This window comes from Hominiventricola filiformis (assembly GCF_020686965.1).
Lineage (GTDB): Bacteria > Bacillota > Clostridia > Lachnospirales > Lachnospiraceae > Hominiventricola > Hominiventricola filiformis.
The window spans coordinates 336,381-354,842 of record NZ_JAJEPS010000001.1 but is presented as its reverse complement, the minus strand read 5'-3'; the positions used below and the strand labels follow the sequence as shown (position 1 = coordinate 354,842).

At 43.4% G+C, this 18,462-nt stretch carries 20 protein-coding genes; 17 read left to right on the top strand and 3 right to left on the bottom strand.

From position 1 onward, the window contains the following. The first annotated feature begins 41 nt into the window (after nucleotides 1–41). The 7 genes from LKD36_RS01810 to holA all read left to right on the top strand — a co-directional run bounded on the left by LKD36_RS01810 (nucleotide 42) and on the right by holA (nucleotide 7,264). Nucleotides 42–476: a DMT family transporter gene (locus tag LKD36_RS01810; protein WP_308458437.1), complete on the top strand. Its 435-nt coding sequence runs from the start codon at nucleotides 42–44 to the stop codon at nucleotides 474–476. 88 nt (nucleotides 477–564) lie between these two features. After that, nucleotides 565–990 carry a ComEA family DNA-binding protein gene (locus LKD36_RS01805; RefSeq protein ID WP_308458436.1) on the top strand — a complete coding sequence of 142 codons (426 nt, stop codon included), beginning with the start codon at nucleotides 565–567 and terminating at the stop codon, nucleotides 988–990. A gap of 12 nt (nucleotides 991–1,002) precedes the next feature. Then, nucleotides 1,003–1,692: a response regulator transcription factor gene (locus LKD36_RS01800; protein WP_118768886.1), complete on the top strand. Its 690-nt coding sequence runs from the start codon at nucleotides 1,003–1,005 to the stop codon at nucleotides 1,690–1,692. Continuing rightward, a complete protein-coding gene (locus LKD36_RS01795) occupies nucleotides 1,685–3,112 on the top strand; it encodes a HAMP domain-containing sensor histidine kinase (RefSeq protein WP_118768887.1) in 1,428 nt (475 codons plus the stop codon). Before LKD36_RS01800 ends, LKD36_RS01795 begins: the two co-directional genes overlap by 8 nt. Before the next feature lie 14 nt (nucleotides 3,113–3,126). After that, nucleotides 3,127–4,041, top strand: a complete 915-nt coding sequence (locus tag LKD36_RS01790; protein ID WP_308458435.1) for a GerMN domain-containing protein — start codon at nucleotides 3,127–3,129, stop codon at nucleotides 4,039–4,041. Next, nucleotides 4,038–6,242: a DNA internalization-related competence protein ComEC/Rec2 gene (locus tag LKD36_RS01785; RefSeq protein WP_308458434.1), complete on the top strand. Its 2,205-nt coding sequence runs from the start codon at nucleotides 4,038–4,040 to the stop codon at nucleotides 6,240–6,242. The genes LKD36_RS01790 and LKD36_RS01785 overlap by 4 nt, the downstream gene beginning before the upstream one ends. Nucleotides 6,243–6,271: 29 nt before the next feature. Further along, a complete protein-coding gene (gene holA, locus LKD36_RS01780; protein WP_308458433.1) occupies nucleotides 6,272–7,264 on the top strand; it encodes a DNA polymerase III subunit delta in 993 nt (330 codons plus the stop codon). Nucleotides 7,265–7,311: 47 nt separating this feature from the next. On the opposite strand, the gene rpsT is transcribed toward holA, so the two are convergent. Then, the gene (gene rpsT, locus LKD36_RS01775; RefSeq protein WP_118768891.1) at nucleotides 7,312–7,575 is read right to left on the bottom strand and encodes a 30S ribosomal protein S20; all 264 of its coding nucleotides are present in this window, start codon (nucleotides 7,573–7,575) and stop codon (nucleotides 7,312–7,314) included. A 202-nt stretch (nucleotides 7,576–7,777) separates the two neighbouring features. Here rpsT and gpr point away from each other — a divergent pair, with 202 nt between their 5' ends. Together gpr and spoIIP are read left to right on the top strand one after the other, a co-directional pair. Further along, entirely contained in the window at nucleotides 7,778–8,635 is an 858-nt protein-coding gene (gene gpr / locus LKD36_RS01770) for a GPR endopeptidase (RefSeq protein ID WP_308458432.1), read from the top strand. A gap of 54 nt (nucleotides 8,636–8,689) precedes the next feature. After that, the gene (spoIIP, locus tag LKD36_RS01765; RefSeq protein ID WP_308458431.1) at nucleotides 8,690–9,976 is read left to right on the top strand and encodes a stage II sporulation protein P; all 1,287 of its coding nucleotides are present in this window, start codon (nucleotides 8,690–8,692) and stop codon (nucleotides 9,974–9,976) included. Between the two features lie 357 nt (nucleotides 9,977–10,333). Here spoIIP and LKD36_RS01760 read toward each other — a convergent pair whose 3' ends face one another. Further along, nucleotides 10,334–11,206: a MurR/RpiR family transcriptional regulator gene (locus tag LKD36_RS01760; RefSeq protein WP_118768894.1), complete on the bottom strand. Its 873-nt coding sequence runs from the start codon at nucleotides 11,204–11,206 to the stop codon at nucleotides 10,334–10,336. 147 nt (nucleotides 11,207–11,353) lie between these two features. On the opposite strand from LKD36_RS01760, the gene LKD36_RS01755 reads away from it, so the two are divergent. From LKD36_RS01755 to LKD36_RS01735, 5 genes are read left to right on the top strand one after another with little or no spacing between them, the layout of a single operon-like run. Beyond that, entirely contained in the window at nucleotides 11,354–11,857 is a 504-nt protein-coding gene (locus tag LKD36_RS01755; RefSeq protein ID WP_118768895.1) for a TRAP transporter small permease, read from the top strand. Between the two features lie 14 nt (nucleotides 11,858–11,871). Beyond that, nucleotides 11,872–13,143 (top strand): TRAP transporter large permease, encoded by a 1,272-nt coding sequence (locus LKD36_RS01750; RefSeq protein ID WP_308458430.1) that lies wholly within the window; start codon nucleotides 11,872–11,874, stop codon nucleotides 13,141–13,143. A 33-nt stretch (nucleotides 13,144–13,176) separates the two neighbouring features. Continuing rightward, nucleotides 13,177–14,298, top strand: a complete 1,122-nt coding sequence (locus tag LKD36_RS01745; protein WP_118768896.1) for a TRAP transporter substrate-binding protein — start codon at nucleotides 13,177–13,179, stop codon at nucleotides 14,296–14,298. Between the two features lie 15 nt (nucleotides 14,299–14,313). Beyond that, on the top strand, nucleotides 14,314–15,438 hold the full coding sequence (locus LKD36_RS01740) for an isocitrate/isopropylmalate dehydrogenase family protein (protein WP_308458429.1): 1,125 nt from the start codon (nucleotides 14,314–14,316) through the stop codon (nucleotides 15,436–15,438). 44 nt (nucleotides 15,439–15,482) lie between these two features. Then, a complete protein-coding gene (locus LKD36_RS01735) occupies nucleotides 15,483–15,893 on the top strand; it encodes a cupin domain-containing protein (RefSeq protein WP_118768898.1) in 411 nt (136 codons plus the stop codon). A 77-nt stretch (nucleotides 15,894–15,970) separates the two neighbouring features. On the opposite strand, the gene LKD36_RS01730 is transcribed toward LKD36_RS01735, so the two are convergent. Then, on the bottom strand, nucleotides 15,971–16,258 hold the full coding sequence (locus tag LKD36_RS01730) for a DUF1292 domain-containing protein (RefSeq protein WP_308458578.1): 288 nt from the start codon (nucleotides 16,256–16,258) through the stop codon (nucleotides 15,971–15,973). A gap of 439 nt (nucleotides 16,259–16,697) precedes the next feature. On the opposite strand from LKD36_RS01730, the gene LKD36_RS01725 reads away from it, so the two are divergent. The 3 genes from LKD36_RS01725 (at nucleotide 16,698) to LKD36_RS01715 (ending at nucleotide 18,461) form a co-directional block, all read left to right on the top strand. After that, the gene (locus tag LKD36_RS01725) at nucleotides 16,698–17,279 is read left to right on the top strand and encodes a YdcF family protein (RefSeq protein ID WP_308458428.1); all 582 of its coding nucleotides are present in this window, start codon (nucleotides 16,698–16,700) and stop codon (nucleotides 17,277–17,279) included. A 236-nt stretch (nucleotides 17,280–17,515) separates the two neighbouring features. Then, the gene (locus LKD36_RS01720) at nucleotides 17,516–18,010 is read left to right on the top strand and encodes a TRAP transporter small permease (RefSeq protein ID WP_118769604.1); all 495 of its coding nucleotides are present in this window, start codon (nucleotides 17,516–17,518) and stop codon (nucleotides 18,008–18,010) included. Between the two features lie 4 nt (nucleotides 18,011–18,014). After that, the gene (locus LKD36_RS01715; RefSeq protein ID WP_118768901.1) at nucleotides 18,015–18,461 is read left to right on the top strand and encodes a tripartite tricarboxylate transporter TctB family protein; all 447 of its coding nucleotides are present in this window, start codon (nucleotides 18,015–18,017) and stop codon (nucleotides 18,459–18,461) included. The last annotated feature ends 1 nt before the right edge of the window (nucleotide 18,462 follow it).

Genomic DNA, 18,462 nt, shown 5'->3' with positions numbered 1-18,462 from the left:
CCCGGTCATATGGAGATACTCCGGATAAAGGAGGTTTTCATATGGCCGGTTTTTTGATTGCGCTGGTTTCCGGCGCGCTGATGAGTATTCAGGGAGTATTTAATACAGAAGTGACTAAACAGAGCAGCGTGTGGGTGTCGGCATCCTGGGTGCAGTTTTCAGCACTGATGGCCTGTCTGCTGATCTGGGCGGTCTTCGATCAATCGAGTCTTATGGCAGTATTTAAGGTGACACCGTGGTATATGCTGTTGGGTGGAGTGATCGGCGCGTTTATTACTTATACGGTGATTCAGGGCATGTCGGCGCTTGGTCCGGCAAAGGCAACCATGTTGATTGTACTCGCTCAGCTGACGGTTTCCTGGGGAATTGAGTTATTGGGACTTTTTGGCGCAGAGCGCGCGGAATTCTCTCTTCGCAGATTGGCCGGACTTCTCATTGCCGCTGCCGGAGTCATTATTTTTGAGTGGGAAACATAGAAGATTCTGCTTGTTTTTCACAGACAAGTCGGCTACAATAAATGAAGGACGCAAGGATAAGCTTTTCTCCGGAACAGGTGGGAAAAGTATGAAATGCATAAAAAGAATACGCCCGGTGCTGATTGGCGTTTCTGTTTTTCTCTGCAGTTGTCTTACTGGCTGCAGTCTTTCTTTTTGCGGCATTGGAACGCCGAAAGAAGAATTTGTATTTTACTGCGATACGGAGCCGGAGAAGACAGAACAGACAGAGAAGACAGAAAAAACAGAAGAGACAGAACAGAAGGAACAGGAACTTCCGGAAGAGCAGCAGGAGGCTGATGCACGTGTTAACATTAATACGGCGGGAGTGGAAGAACTGATGACGCTGAAAGGTGTGGGCGAAAGCCGTGCACAGGCAATTATTGCCTGGAGGACGGAGCAGGGGCCGTTTGAAAAGCCGGAAGATATTATGCAGATTTCCGGCATAAAAGAAGGAGTATACTCCAGGATAAAAGATCAGATAAGAGTTCATTGAGGAGAAACGAAGATGGCACAGAGAGTATTAGTTGTGGATGATGAAAAACTGATTGTAAAGGGAATCCGTTTCAGTCTGGAACAGGAAGGCATGGAAGTGGACTGCGCCTATGACGGAGAAGAGGCTGTTCAGAAGGCAAAGGAAAATGAATATGATATTATCTTACTGGATGTAATGCTTCCGAAACTGGACGGTTTTGAGGTGTGCCAGCAGATCAGGGAATTTTCTTCTGTGCCGGTGATCATGCTGACTGCCAAAGGGGATGACATGGACAAGATTCTGGGACTGGAATACGGCGCAGATGACTACATCACCAAACCGTTTAATATTCTGGAGGTGAAAGCCCGCATTAAGGCGATTATCCGCAGAACAAAAAAGAAGGCTCCGGAAAAAGAAAATCGGAAAGTCGTGGAAAAAGGTGATCTTCATCTGGATTGTGACAGCCGCAGACTGAATATCGGCGGAAAAGAGATCAACCTGACAGCGAAGGAATTTGATCTGCTGGAGCTGATGGCGCTGAATCCAAATAAAGTCTACAGCCGTGACCATCTGCTGAATGCGGTCTGGGGTTATGATTATCCGGGAGATGTCCGGACGGTGGATGTACACATCCGGAGACTCCGTGAGAAGATCGAGGCAAATCCCAGTGAGCCGAAGTATGTACATACGAAGTGGGGAGTAGGATATTATTTCAATGTTTAAGACAAAGGGAAAATTTTTCAGAAGCATGAATTTCCGCATCATGGTTCTGCTGTTTCTGTTTGGATTTCTGTCGGCAGTGCTGATGGCGGAGATTTTTCTGGTATCTTATGAGAAACAGGCCATGGTGCAGCTTTCTAATGATGTAAAGAACCAGTGTCAGATTCTGGGCAATCAGATCAGCAGCGCGGATTTTCTTCATAATCCGCATAATGAATCGCTGGAAAATGATCTGGCTCAGGTGGCGACGCTTTACGATGGACGTATTATTCTGATTGATGAAGATTTCAATATTGTAAAAGATACCTATGCGCTGGAAGAAGAGAAGACGATGGTATCGGAGGAAGTTGTCAAATGTTTTAAGGGAGAGGCTTCCGGATATTATGCCAGCGGACGTTTTGTGGAGCTGACGGTGCCGATTATGGCGGGCAGCGAAACGGAGAAAAAGATTGCCGGCGTTATTTTGGTCAGCGCTTCCACGGACAGTATCTATGCGAAACTGAGCGGATTTCGGAGATCTTCGGAGATCTGGGTATCTGTGATTGCTATCTGTTCTCTGGCATTTTCCATTCTCCTGTCCAACTGGCTGGTACGCCCGCTGAAGCATATGAATCAGTATATCGGGGATCTGGCGGAAGGATCACTTGACGGGGATCTGGATATTCATGACTGTACGGAGACGGAGAATATCTCCAATACATTTAATATCATGCTGGCCAGGCTCAGGCTGGTGGAAGAATCCAGACAGGAATTTGTAGCCAATGTCTCTCATGAACTGAAGACGCCGCTGACTTCCATGAAGGTGCTGGCGGATTCGCTTCTTATGCAGGGAGACGCTCCGGTAGAGCTTTACAAAGAGTTTATGCAGGACATTGCCAATGAGATTGATCGTGAGAGTTCGGTTATCTCCGATCTTCTGACACTGGTGAAGATGGACCGGAAATCTACGGAGCTTAATGTTGCATCGACGGATATCAATGATTTTATTGAACAGATTCTGAAAAGGCTTCGTCCTATTGCGGAAAAAGCCAATATTGAGCTGGTATTTGAGAGCAACCGGAGTGTAACGGCAGAGATCGATGCAACCAAGCTGTCGCTTGCATTTTCTAATCTGGTGGAGAATGCCATCAAGTACAACCGTGAAAATGGATGGGTGAGAGTATCACTGGATGCAGACCACAAGTTTTTCTATGTAAAGGTCAGTGATTCCGGTATCGGTATTCCTCAGGAATCCATTGACTATATTTTTGAACGTTTCTACCGGGTGGATAAATCCCACTCCAGAGAAATCGGAGGAACCGGTCTTGGTCTTGCCATTACCAGAAGTGCTGTAGTAGCACATCGCGGTGCGATCAAGGTACAGAGTACGGTGGATGAAGGGACCACATTTATTGTTCGGATTCCGCTCCGGTATATTGTCTAAGGAAGGAAACAACGATGAAGAAATGGTTTATAAGATTCCTTCTGATGTGTATGCTGCTGGCCCTGGCTGGCTGCGGAAGCAATAAGCGGAAGGAGACGGGCGGCTGCAAGATCTGGTACATGAACCAGGCGGAGACAAAGCTGGAGGCGGAAAACAAAGAACTCCAAGCGGATACGACGGATGGTCAGATCAGAGAACTGATCGAGCTGCTTCGAGATAGTCCGGAGAATGAAAAATTAAAACCGGTTCTGCCGGAAGATGTCCGGATCAACGACTATGAACTGGAAAATAATCAGCTATATCTTGATTTCTCGGTGGAATACCAGGAGATGCAGAGGGTATATGAAGTATTGTGCAGAGCGGCTTATGTGAGAACATTCTGCCAGATTCCCGGAATTGAATATGTAGGGTTCCGTGTGGAAGGAGAACCGCTTCTGGAAACTCACGGAAAAGAGGTGGGCCTTATGAATGCAGATCAGTTTATCGAATCTGCGGGAGAAGAGGTCAGTGCATATAAGACTGCGGACCTGACACTTTATTATACCAATGAAACCGGAGACAAACTGGTGGAACAGAGAGTTGCCATGGAGTATGACAGCAATATTGCACTGGAAAAGCTGATTGTGGAACGGTTGATTGCCGGACCGCCGTTTGAAGGAGCTTACCCGACGATCCCGACCAATACAAAACTGGTGAGCATTTCCATCAAGGATAAGATCTGTTATGTCAACCTGGACGAGGGATTTCTGGAGACCGGCTATAATGTGGCCGAGAATATTCCGATCTACTCTATCGTCAATTCCATTGTGGACAACACCGATGCAGTTAAGGTGCAGTTCAGCATCAATGGAGAGAGCAACCGGGTCTATCGGGAAACTATCAACTTTAATACAATTTTTGAGAAAAATGAGGAGCTGGTGGAACAATGAGAAGACGGCCGCTGGCCTGTCTGATGCTTCTGCTCTTTCTCATCCTGCAGCTGATACCCGCGGATCGGATGATTCGGTCCGCGGGTATTGTGGAAAAATGCAAAGGGCAGGTGACGGGAACCGTCACTTACCGGCAGCATCAGAAGGAAAACATGCAGCTTACGCTGGCGAATTGCCGGATCGAAAGCAGCGGATCTGTACAGCATGCAGATCAGTTACTCGTAACTCTTACTGATGACACCGAATATCCGGTGGGATCAGTTCTATCCCTTTCGGGAACTGTTTATCCAATCGAAGAAAAAAGAAATCCGGGGCAGTTTGATGGAAAACTGTATTATGGTGCAAAAAAAATCGCAGGAACTGTCTATGGGGAAAATGTCCATATCCTGACGGTTCACCCATCGCCGGTGAGAGAGTCACTTCTCCAACTAAAAAAGAGGCTTTCAGATGTTTATGAGAGTGCAGCGGATGAAAAGACTGCCGGGCTCCTGAAATCTATGATTCTGGGCGATAAAAGCAGCCTGGATGCAGAGATAAAGGAACTGTACCAGGAAAATGGTATTGCCCATGTGCTGGCAATTTCCGGGCTTCATGTATCTTTACTTGGACTGGGCTTGTACCGGCTGTTAAGAAGAGGAACCGGACATTTTCTGCTGGCTGGAATTCCTACTATAGTGCTCCTGCTGGCTTATGGATATCTGACCGGAACATCTGTCTCCACCGTCCGTGCAGTGGTGATGTGCGTACTGTTCATTCTGGCGGAAGTTCTGGGGCGGACCTATGATATGCTGACAGGGCTGGCACTTTCAGGACTGCTGATCACTGTTCTGATGCCGCTTCAGCTGAGGCAGAGTGCATTTTATCTCTCTTTTGGTGCGGTGCTGGCCATTGCCCTGATCGCACCGGTGTGGAAACTTTATGGAATCTGGCAGAAAAAGGTGGGACAGTCAGTGGGAATCAGCCTGGCAATATTATTTGTAACATTTCCGGCTCTTCTGGATGCGTTTTATCAGTATCCGGTGTATTCTATCATGCTGAATCTGCTGGTAATTCCGCTTATGACAGCTGTTATGGCGGCGGGATTATTCTGCGGGATGGCCGGAATGTGCTGGCTTCCGGCGGGAAAGGCAGGAGCGTGGATCTGCAGCCTGATTTTTGGAATCTATGAAAATGCGGGAAGGTGGCTCTTGAAACTTCCCGGTGCAGTGCTGGTGACCGGCCAGCCTGAGCGGTGGAAGGTGGTGTGTTATTATATGATACTGACAGGGAGTCTGATGGTGTGGTATCGGGAGAAGCATCGGAAGAAATACAGTTCCAGGCCGGAAAGATTCCGTCCTGATCGAAAGGTGCTGGCAGGAAGTCTGATGGCCCTTGCTCTTGGCATGATGTTTCTCTGTGTGCGGCCTCAAAATCAGATGTTTGAAATTACGATGCTGGATGTAGGGCAGGGGGACGGCATCTTTCTCAAAAGTCCGGGCGGAACAACGTTTCTGGTGGATGGCGGAAGCAGCAGCGTTTCATCAGTGGGAACTTACAGGATTCTTCCGTTTCTGAAATCGAAAGGGTATCGGAAGATTGATTATGTGCTGATCTCTCATATGGATAAAGACCATATCAGCGGTATTATGGAAATCACAGAAGTTGGAACCGGGATCGGAACAGCTGTTTTGCCGTGGGTCAGGGAAAAAGATGATGCCTATAAAAATATGGAACAGATACTGAAAGATGCCGGGACAAAGATTCTTTATATGGGGGCAGGAGACAGGCTGGCTTCGGAAACGATGGAGGTTACCTGCCTCTGGCCGGAGAAAGGACTCCCATGGGAGGATCGGAATGAGCTGTCTATGGTTATTATGGCGGAATACGGAGATTTTCAGATGCTGTTTACAGGAGATATTGGTTCGCGTGCAGAGGCGGCATTGGTGAAGAATGGTGTACTGGAAGATGTGGAAGTATTAAAGACCGCGCATCACGGTTCCAGATATTCGTCTTCGGAAGCATTTCTGAAAGAAATAAAACCGGAGGTCAGTCTTATCTCCTGCAGTGCTGCCAACCGGTACGGCCATCCGGGCGCGGAGACGCTGGAACGGCTTGATGATGTGGGAAGCAGGATTTTTATCACAAAGGACAGCGGGGCAATTACGATTCTGACGGATGGCCATGAAGTCCGGGTCAGCGAATATCTTAAGAAGAATTTGTAATCTTCGGGCCGGTAGGGTATAATGGGCATATGAAAATGCTTATTGAAGATATCAAAAACAAACAATTTAAAAATATTTACCTGCTGACAGGAGAAGAGATTTATCTTCGGAATCAGTATCGGAAGAGATTAAGAGAAGCGCTTCTTGATCCGGAAGATACCATGAATTATGCCTCATTTGAGGGAAAGAACATCAACCCGAAGGAGGTCATTGATCTGGCGGAGACCATGCCATTCTTTGCAGATCGTCGTGTGATTGAGATCAGCGACAGCGGTTTTGCTAAAAATGCCTGCCCGGAGCTGGCCGAGTATATTCCGGAGATCCCAGACAGTACCTGTATTATTATGACAGAGTCCGAAGTGGATAAGAGAGGAAAATTTTATAAAGCTGTGAAAAATAATGGCCGGGTGGTGGAATTTGTCAGACAGGACGAGCGGACACTTGCCCGCTGGGTTCTTGGTATCCTGAAACGGGAGGGAAAGCAGATCACAGAGGAGACGCTGCACGCATTTCTGGGAAGAACCGGTTCGGACATGGAAAATATTGAGCGGGAGCTGGAAAAACTTCTCTGCTATACAATGGGAAGAAGCGCACTCAGGACGGAAGATGTGGAAGCGGTCTGCACAGAGCAGACGGAGAATCGGATCTTTGAGATGATCCAGGCAATTACGGAGCAGAACCAGAAGAAAGCGCTGGATCTTTACAGTGATCTGCTGGCCATGAAGGAACCGCCCATGAGAATCCTTTTCCTGATTACCCGGCAGTTTAATCAGCTGATGCAGCTGAAACTGTTAAGCGGACGGGGGCTGGACAAATCTGAACTGGCAAAAAAAGCGGGAATTCCACCATTTGCTCTTGGAAAATATCAGGCGCAGGCGAGACGGTTTTCTACAGGAGAACTGAAAATGGCAGTGGAAGACTGCGTGGATACAGAAGAACGGGTGAAGACCGGACAGATGGGAGATCAGATCAGTGTGGAACTTCTGATTGTCAAATACAGCACAAAAAAACGACTGGCATGACGGTACCAGTCGTTTTTTTATCATGATGTTCTTCCGAAAACTCCGGATTAAGCCATCTCGTTGATAGCTTTCTGCATACGGGAGATTTTTCTGGAAGTAGTATTTTTATGATATACACCCTTGGAAGTAGCTTTGTCCATAGTGGAAATGGCAGCTTTCAGAGCAGCCTTTGCAGCTTCCTGATCTTTGGAATCAATAGCAGCGTATACTTTCTTAACCATGGTCTTTACTTCGGATTTGATTGCTTTGTTTCTTGCAGTTCTGGTCTCGGTAACCAGGATTCTCTTCTTTGCGGATTTGATATTAGCCAATTTCGTGCACCTCCAACTTACTTTAACAATTCAATAATTATTCTTTATCACGTGCGTCATGAAAGCGAGACACGGTAGCTTTGCATGGAAACACACGAATATATTCTAGTCGAAAGGATCGGTACTGTCAATACATAAATTACAATTTTTCGGAAAAAATAGGGAAAAAGAAAAAGTGAGGTGCAGGAAGAAAGTGGAACGAATGAAGGTGCGTACAGATCTGGCACTGGAGGAGAGGGAGAGTTTTGACGGAAGCGGTGTGGAGATCCACGGAGTGGAAGTGGAAGAATCCTGTGACGAGGAACGGGATGTCAGGCTGACGAGGGTGAAAATTGTATCGGAACGGGGAGCCCGTGAGATGGGAAAATCGAGGGGAACTTATCTGACACTGGAAGCTCCTGGGCTGGCGTCGCCGGATGAAGACTATCACAGAGAAGTCTCAGAGATGATCGCAGATCTTCTTCGAGAACTGACAGGAACAGCAGAATCCGTCCTGGTAGCGGGACTTGGCAATCGGGATGTGACTCCGGATGCACTTGGTCCCCAGGCGGTGTCCAACCTGATGATTACAAGGCACCTGATTCGAGAATATGGAAGAGAAATGATGGGGATGGATGGCTGCTGTGTAGTGAGCGGAATCGTTCCCGGCGTTATGGCACAGACCGGAATGGAGACATCGGAGATTCTTCAGGGCATTATCGAAGAGACCAGACCGGATCTGCTGATTGTAATTGATGCACTGGCGGCGAGAAGCACACGGAGGTTGGGAAGAACTGTTCAGATAACAGATACGGGAATTCAGCCGGGTTCCGGAGTTGGAAATCACAGGGGAAGCCTTACGAAAGAAAGCCTTGGCATTCCGGTCATTGCGATTGGCGTGCCGACTGTAGTGGAAGCAGCTGCTATTGTATATGACGCTCAGGGAAACTGTGAGAAAATGCCACCGCATCTTAATGGAATGTTTGTGACACCAAAAAATATTGACGAGATGATCAAACAGCTCAGTTTTACGTTGTCGGAAGCTTTAAATATGGTATTTTCAGAAACGAAGAAGGCATAGGGAAATGTGCATGGCGTCGAATTATTTCTCATATAATAAACCGGTGGGATGAGTATGAGAATAAATCGGATAGCAATGGTGTTGTTATTCCTTATGGGAATCTATATTCTGGCGGCCAGCGGAACCGTGCTTTGCGCGAATCTTGTGGAGCTGGCACCGGATCAGGTACTGGAAACAATGAAGGATTGTCTGGTAAAAGAAGCGGCAGCAAATATCTATCCTAGTATGTTTATTCCGGAGGAAAAAGAGCAGGAAGGAACATTTTCGAAATGGTATGCAGAAATGGTACTTCGGATGCATCCTCTGATGCGGCTGCAGGCAGGAATCTGGGAAAACGGCGGATCGGAAAATCTGGCAACTTATGAAATGCTTATCCAGGGCGGTGTCCATGACGAAAATGAACTGGACGAGAGCGGACAGGAATATGATCTGGCATCACTGGCTGAACAGGAAAATGCGGCAGCGTCCAGGCAGTCGGCAGAAGAGACAGAGCAGACGGTCCAGGAACCGACGATCCAGGAACCGAAGGAAGATCGTTTGGTATCGGAAGACCAGTCAGCCTCTCATATGGGAACCATTTATAATCTGGAGGAATTGTCGGATTATGAATATCTACTCAGTCATTTCTATACGGTGGAACCGACAACAGCGGTGACGGCGCAGGAACTGGATGCGGAAAAACTGCTGGCAGAGGATATGACGATCGACAGGACAGTGGATGGACCGCAGATTCTGATCTATCATACCCATTCACAGGAAGGATTTGCGGATTCTGTGCCGGGAGATCCGTCAACGACGATCGTGGGCGCGGGGGAATATCTGGCGGAACTTCTGAGAAATCGTGGATATAAGGTGATGCATGTGACCAGTGTCTATGACCTGATCGACGGAGAATTGGATCGAAGCGAGGCATACAGTCGGGCAGAAGAAGAAATCAGCCAGATACTCGCAGAACATCCGTCGATTCAATCTGTCATTGATCTGCATAGAGACGGAGTTGCGGAAGGTACAAGGCTGGTGACAGAACTGAATGGAAAGACGATGGCGCGCTTTATGTTCTTTAACGGTCTGAGCAGAACCAGAAAGAACGGACCGATCGAATACCTCCACAATCCGTATATCGAAGACAATCTGGCTCTGACTCTGCAGCTGAAACTTACCTGCGATCAGTATTATCCGGGACTTGCCAGAAATATTTATCTCAAAAGTCTGAGGTATAATCTCCATCTGTCGCCAAAGGCGCTGCTCATCGAGACGGGAGCACAGACCAATACGCTGCAGGAAATACTGAATACCATGGAACCACTGGCGGATGTGCTGGATACGGTGTTTGGGGGATAAAAAAGAGCGTTTGTGCCAGATGAGATGGTGTGTTGCGGGCAGGTGAAAAGAAAAGCATGATTTTTGCCCACGAAACCAGAAAAAACTGCTGGAACTATCACAGAAAGCCAGGTTTGAAAATTGATTTGGATGTATAGAAAATCAGCACTGCTCTACACCCGGAAAAGCAGATGATTTTTGGCAGAAGTAACGGCAAAGTTTCTATACAGCCAATCGAATGTTCAAACTTGGCTTTTTGTGGAATATTCGACTCATGTTGATGACATTTTAGGCAGAAACGAGGATTTATTATTCATCTGCCCAGGAAAAGAGAAAGGGAAGGAAAAAGTTTGTATGAAAATGCCGTTGGTGATGTGGCTACATATTGTGATTATGTTGTTTGCGTACTTGTTCAATACTTTTTCTGATTCCCTCTAATTTTTTGGGTGATTGTTTTGATAATTTTGTAATTGTAATTTGCAATAATCCGAAAATTGCTATTTCACAAATTCTTGCAATGGGAAGTTGAGTTAATTCATCTTGAATATTGCCACTATATATAATCTGATCATGTGCCATGTTAGTAATTATAGACCCGGCATTTCCGGTAATTGCAACTGTTGCAGCTCCATTTCTTCTTGCAATTTTTATGGCTTCTATAACATCGAAAGCTTTTCCACTATAGGTTATTCCAAATGCGATATCTCCTTTTTCGAGGGTAGAAGCGGCCATTCTCATCATCACAGAATCTGAATAATTTTGTGAAGGAATGCCTATTTGCATCAATATTGCAGATGCCATACTGGCACTTACACCTGTTGCACCTTCTCCGTAAAAATGAATATGTGGAGCTTTAATACATATTTCTGCAATCTTCTTTAATTTTGCCGAATCTAACAATAGCATTGTGTCTGCAATTGCCTGCTGATCCAACATCATTAATTTTTGTATCAATACAGAAAGAGAATCTTCTTTCAAAATAGTGTTATCCATATTATGCGAAGATAAAATATTTTTTCCAACATAAAATTTCAATTCGGAAAAACCTTTATAATTTAATGCTTGACAAAATCGCGTTATAGCAGAAGGTGTTACATTCAGTTTTTGAGCTAATTGGGTTATGGATAATTTGCACATATCACTTTGATGTTCAACAAAATAACGTGCAATTTTTTTTTGGCCTTTCGACATATTGCTATATGTCTCGCTTATTCGATATAAATATTCTACCTCATTATTTTGATTTGCCATATAAAGTATCTCTTCTTTCTCAAAATGCAAATATTTCTATTTTTTATAAAAATATATAGAAATAATTCTATATTACAGAATTATTTGTTGAAATGCAATAGGAAAACTACTAAAATTTAATTAACAAAAGAAAGGAGGGGGTAATAAATGCCCGGAAACTTGAAGAAAAAATCGGCAATTATCATTTATTTTAAACTTGTTGATGTAATGAATATAATTGCTAAAGGTCTTGGGGGAATATTGTTATGTTTGATTTCCATAACAGTTTTTTTATCTGTTGTTTCAAGATTTATACCAGGTTTTTCAGTAACCTGGGTTGAAGAACTTGTTACATATGCGATGGCCTGGTTGTGTACATTGGGAGGAGGCATTGCTACCAGACATGGGGATATGACTTCAGTAACAATTATTCTTAACAGGTTTGCTGAAAAGCCAAAGAAAATTATTCGAATTGTTGCATGTATTTTTTCACTTATCATTTTTGCTTTTATTATTAAAGCAGGGTGGCAGATGACTCTGCTTGGAAATTTGAGAAAGTCGACAGCAATTCCAGCAATAACAATGTTTTGGATGTATCTTGCTTTACCTGTGGGAATGATCGTGATGTTTTTTAATACGATTGCGCGAATTATTGAAATTGTAGATGAATAAAGAGGAGGTAAATAATGATTCCATTTATTATTGTTACACTATTTGGTCTCATGATCATTGGCGTTCCAATTGCCTTTTCGTTAGGGGGAGCATCCATTGTAGGATTTCTTTTGACAGATACTGCAATGCAGGCACTTGCTCAGAAAATGCTTGTTGGTATTGCTAAATATTCATTGTTGCCACTTCCGTTCTTTGTATTTTCGGGAAATTTGATGGGGCAGGGAGGAATTTCTAAACGCTTAATTAATTTTGTACAAGCTGCGACGGGTCATATCACAGGTGGGGTTGCTATTGTCACAATTATTTCAGCAATGATTTTTGCATCCTTATCTGGATCGAGTTCAGCAACCACGGCAGCGCTTGGAATGATTTTGATTCCGGCAATGGTTGAGTATCGGTATTCCAAAGGATATGCAGGTGCAATAACTGCAGTATCTGCAGAACTTGGAATGATTATTCCACCTAGTATTTCCATGATAATTTATGCAATTATCACTGAAACGTCCATCTCTAAAATTTTTATTGCAGGATTTGGTCCCGGTATTTTAATTGGATTATCCCTTATTATTTTATCATGGTATTTGTGCAAAAAAAGAGGATATGTTGGAAGCAAGAAAGCGACTCATGAAGAATGGTTGGCTGCACTTAAAAATTCCTGGCTCTCACTTTTGATGCCGGTAGTTGTTCTGGGAGGAATTTATACAGGACTTTTTACTGCAACAGAATCTGCCATTATTTCAGTTGTATATGCATTTCTTTTAAGCGTATTTGTGTATAAAGAACTGAACTTCAAAAAATTTTGTAAATGCGTTGAAGACTCTTTGATTACAATTGGAATGATTACCATGGTAATTGCTTCGGCTGCGGCTTTTTCATTCCTTTTGACGAGTGAACAAATTCCTCAAAAAGTAGCTGCTCTTTTTGCTGCAATTGCACCTAATTCTTTTGTATTTTTACTTCTTGTAAACTTACTTTTAATTGTATGTGGTATGTTTTTTGATTCTACATCTGCTGTCACTGTTCTTGCGGGAATACTCGCACCTGTGGCAGTGGCATTTGGAGTAAATCCGATTCATTTTGGTGTCATTATGGTTGTGAATATGGCTCTGGGTTGTGTTACACCGCCTGTAGGAGTGAATCTGTTTGTTGCTTGTAGAATTGGGCAGGTGAGTATTGAAGAAATGTCGAAAGAATTAGTCCCGTACTGGATATTATTAATCGCAGACTTACTACTGATTACTTATGTTCCTGCTATTTCTATGACTTTGCCGAATTTGATGGGATAAAATTATTTTAACTTAATTTTTGGGAGGTATAAAATGAAATCTATGTCTAAAAATGTATGTATTTTTCTTTCACTTATGTTTGCGTGCACTACATTGAGTGCTTGCGGATCTTCTGAGAATAGTTCTGCATCAGAAAATAAATCTACTGAGGCAACCTCTACAGCTATAACGCAGGATGCCACTTCGGGTCAAAAAGAAGGAGAGACATATATAGGTGCGGATTATACAGGTTCACCTATTTCGATAAAAGCTGCACATACAGGGAATGAAAATACTACTTATCAGGTGGGAATGCTTGCTTTTAAAGACTATGTGGAGTCTCACAGTAATGGAAAATATACAGTAGATATTTTTCCATCAACATTAGGGGGCGATAGTGATCTTTATGAAGGATTGCAGATTGGGACTGTTGACTTTGCAGAAGTGAATACTTCTGTGATTTCAAGTACAGTTGAAGATTTAAAAGTTCTTGATCTTCCATTTATGTTTAGCACACGTGAACAGGCCTATGCTGTTCTGGACGGTGAGATTGGAGATAAATTGCTTCAGGAAATAACTGATCAGGCCGGTATTAAGGCCATATGTTTCTGGGAAAATGGCTTCCGTGATTTTACAAATAATGTTCATCCAATAGCAACACCTGATGATCTGAAAGATTTAAATATGAGATGTATGCAGAGTGATATTTATTTGAATACATTCAAAAACTGGGGATGTAATGTAAGTGTGATGTCTATTTCAGAAACAGTCACAGCAATGCAGTCAGGAGTCATTGATGGACATGACAACAATCCTGATACGGTAGTTGCAAACAGCATGTGGGAATATCAGAAATATTTTTCTGATAGTCGTCATTTTTATGCCTGCAAAACGCTGGATTTTAGCCAGTCATTCTGGTCTTCACTTGATTCTGAAGAACAGAATATGTTTACTGAAGCAGCAAAATATGCGCGTGACAAAGAACGTATGGAATGCGCAAACAGATATGATGCTGCGCTCGACAAATTAAAAGAAAATGGAATGGAAGTTACCTCTCATGATGAAATTGATATAGATGCCTTCAAGGAATCAGTACAGCCTATCTGGTCCGAATATGAAAATACTCTTGGCAATCTTATCAATGAAGTAAAAGCAGTTGTGGATGCAACAAATTAGATGGAGGATATTAAAATGAGAAACTATAATATTGCACTTCTGCCAGGTGATGGTGTTGGACCTGAAGTAATTGCGCAGGCGAAAAGAGTTCTTGATGCAGTACAGGATGTTATTAACGGATATGAACTTGATTTTCAGGAATATTATGTGGGAAACAAAAGATTTCTTGAATTGGGTGAAGTAATTCCAGAATCAACTTATGAAGATTGTAAAAAAGCAGATGCAATTCTTATGGGAGCTATTGGAATGCCACATGGTGGCATGAAGCCGGTTACGGACAAAAATGGCACAGAAGTCACGGGACATTTGATGTTTAAAATCCGGTTTGGTCTGGGATTATATGCGGGTGTGCGTCCGATTAAATCATATCCAAATTGCAAATCAGCTTTATGTGGAACTAACCGGAAAATAGATCTTGTGATTTTTCGTGAAAGTGTAGAAGGTTTATTTGCCAGCTATGGAGGAGGTGGTGTTGTCCGTGATCTGTGTGCATATGATACACAAATTATTACAAGAGAGGGCACCGAAAAGGCTGCTAAATATTGCTTTGAAATGGCGTTAGATCGTCCAGGCCGTGTGGCAGATGGCAAAAAACTTGTAACCTGTACGCATAAAGGCAATGTCTTTCGATCGTTTGCATTTATGAAAAAAGTTTTTTATGAAGTAGCAGAGCAGTATAAAGGAAGAGTCGAAGCAGATGATAAAATGATTGATGCTTTAACCTTACTTATGACTCAGAATCCGGAACAATTTGATATCATTTTGGCAGAGAATGCTCATGGTGATATTATTTCTGACCTTGCGGCTTCATATATAGGTGGTATGGGAATGGCTCCGTCAGGAGATATTGGAGATGATCATGCAATGTTTCAGCCATCTCATGGAACAGCGCCTACGATTGCTGGCATGAACATAGTAAATCCAACAGCAACTATTCTTTCTGGAAAGATGATGCTTGAATGGTTGGGAAAACGTTATAATGATGTAGCCTTGAAAAAAGGAGCTGAACTTATTGATAAAGCAGTATATAACACTTTTGATAAAGGAATCCGTACAGGTGATGTAGGCGGTAATGCTTCCACTTCTGTATTTGGGGATACTGTGGTAAACGAGATTTATAAATTGGGAAAAGAATTGTGATATAAATTACTGTGCGATTCATAATTTTTGGAAGGGAATATTCCATGTATTATAAATATAATTCTGAGAATTCGATTCGTATTCCGACTCCTTTTAACCGTGCTATTACCCCTGTTTTTATGGGAGATGATGATAAAATTACAGATTGTGCATTTTCTGTCCATATGACAGAATGGGCTCCTGGTTGTCAGATAGATGCTCACTCTCATGATACTCAGACGGAAGCTATGTATTGTATCTCCGGGATGGGAATTGCAATGGTGGATGGAATGGAGTATCCTTTTGTACCGGATTCGATGATAGTTGCTCCGCCCAAAGTAATACATCAGATTACTAATACCGGAACAGAATTGTTGAGAGTTTTGTGTATTTTCTCTCCTGCAACTACGGCAAAAGGACTTCGCGAACGAGCGATGGAAACTGTGAAAGCTGCTTTGAAGATTTCCGAAAAATAAAAACAAGGGACTGTTGAGAAATAGATGAGTACTCATCTGTTTTGCAACAAGTCCCTTGTTTTGACTTAGATTGAATTTTAGTTCAGCTCATCTTCGGAAACGATCTCGTCATACTCCATGGAATCCAGAAGTTCATCGAATGCGTCGGAAACGATTTCATATTCTTCATCTGTCTCGATATTGTCGAGCTGCGGAGCACCGTTCGGGCCTACAGCATAGCGGTACAGATATACTTCGCCGTCTTCGTTCTGACCGTTTTCATCCAGCGGAAGCAGTGCAATATATTCTTTCTCAGCGGCATCAAAGATACCTACGATCGCACATTCTACAGTGGAATCATCATCCAGAGTCAGAGTTACGGTCATGCCGTCGCCGGTACAGGTAGAGCAGTCACCGCTGCATTTTGTTTCATCACAGTTATTGGACATTTTAAAACCCTCTCATTCTTTCTTTTACGAAGTTTATACATATTAGTAAGAGTAACATATAACAGTGGGTATTTGCAAGTCCTGGAGTGTAACTGGGATATGGAAGTTTTGCGAGATTCTGTTTGCGGGCGGTCGGGTGAATGAAAGTGACAGTCTGTGAAAGGAACGTCCGCAGTCCCGGTACTTGATGAAAACGAGCCTGCGGCGAAGTTTGAATCTTAGTACCGCTGGATCGAGGACTTAGCGAAAGCGGTTCCGCTCACAGACTGTCACTTTTGTTCATCTGGCTGCCTGAGCCTGAAAAGTCTTCGACTTGACTTTCTACAAGGATTCTATATGATTACAAATAGAAGAAGCAGGGAGAAAACAAAAACCAATGAAACGAAATGTATTTGACATCTACACGGAATTTATTTTCCGGGAGGATATACCGGAAAAATCGGATATTATCTTTGTGCCGGGATCGGAGGAAGGTGCACTGGCAGTGAGGGCAGCGGAACTGTGGAGAGCAGGGCTGGCGCCGGTAATTCTGCCGTCCGGGAAATATGCGAAGCTCACCGGACATCTCAAAGAACACAAGGAATATGCATCGGAGTGGGAGTATCTGAAAACGGGACTGATGGAGCAGGGAGTGCCGGAGCGGGCTATTTGGAAGGAAGATCAGGCGACATTTACTTATGAAAATGCCCTGTGTTCGCGGAAAGTGACGGATGCAGAGGGACTTATGGTGAAGAAAGCAATTTTGTGCTGTCAGGCATATCATGCAGCCAGGGCGCTTCTCTATTATCAGATCTGTTTTCCGGAGACAGAATTTTTTGTGTGCCCGGTGGTGACAAAAGGAATCAGCAGGGAGAACTGGTATCAGACTGAAACAGGCAGGAAACTGGTTCTCACAGAGGTGGAACACTGCGGTTCTCAGTTTGGAACGGTTCTTGCGGAATTTGTTGAAAGAAACTGAGATAAACAAAATGAAACAAAAAGAAATAAAACAAAACATGAAATATAAAATAAACATAAAGTTTCTATAAAATTTGGAGAGGAGAAGATCCTCTCCTTTTTAGTTGGCACAAAAAAGTTAAAAGTCTGTTAAAGGGGCATTAAGACCTGGTTAAGATGTTGTTCAGAATGACCGGTTTTTTAAAAGATGGCATTTTCATTGCTTTTTATGGGAACAAAGGAAAGGAGGAAAATAGAATGAAAGGTGTATGGGATAAAGTAAATTCCGGATTGAATTTTCTCTTTGGAATTGCAGGTATTATCATGGTGCTTGTGGCGAGTTATGCGGTTCTTGCCAGAAACGTGCTGTTAGTATCGACACCGTGGAGTGATGAACTTTTGAAACTGATTTTTATCTGGACAATTTATATGGGTTCCGCAGTACTGTTCATGAATGATGAACTGATTTCGCTGACATTACTGGAAGATAAGTATAAAGAGTCAAAACCAAAGGTTTACGGTAGTTTGAAAGCAATTCAGTATGTAGCGGCTGTAGGAATCAGTGCGCTTCTGACATCACAGTTGTTTACGATTGTAAGTACGCAGATGAATACCGGTGAGGCGACAACGGTTCTGAAGTACCCGTTATGGGTCATGAACCTGGGAATGCTTCTTGGTCTGGGACTGATTGCTATTTATGGTGTTGTGAAAGTAATTGCCCTGAAACCGTATTTTATAAAAAAGGAGGTTTAATACTGTGAAAAAATTTGGGACAAAACAGCTCATTCCTCTGGCAATGGCTCTGATGGGAATTGTATTTGCGTGGATTGGATTTACGCAGCTGGGATTCTGGGAAAAAGAACCAAAGGCAGGATTTTTCCCTACCATTATTGCAATTGTTATGGTGATTGCCAGCATTGCAGCATTTTTTCAGACACTTAAGGAGGAAGATAAACCTTCCTATAATAAAGATGAATTGTTAGTGATTGCAGGAGGCGCGGCTGTGATTGCAGGAAGTTTCATTATCGGAATGATTCCGATGCTGTTCCTGTTTGTATTATTCTGGCTGAAGGTAATTGAAAAAGGAACTCCATGGAAACATGTAATCATTATTGAACTCCTTGTGGCAGCAATTGTGCTGGGCGTATTTGCCGGATGGCTGCAGGTACAGTTCCCTTGGGGGATTTTTGAAAACTTTATGTAGA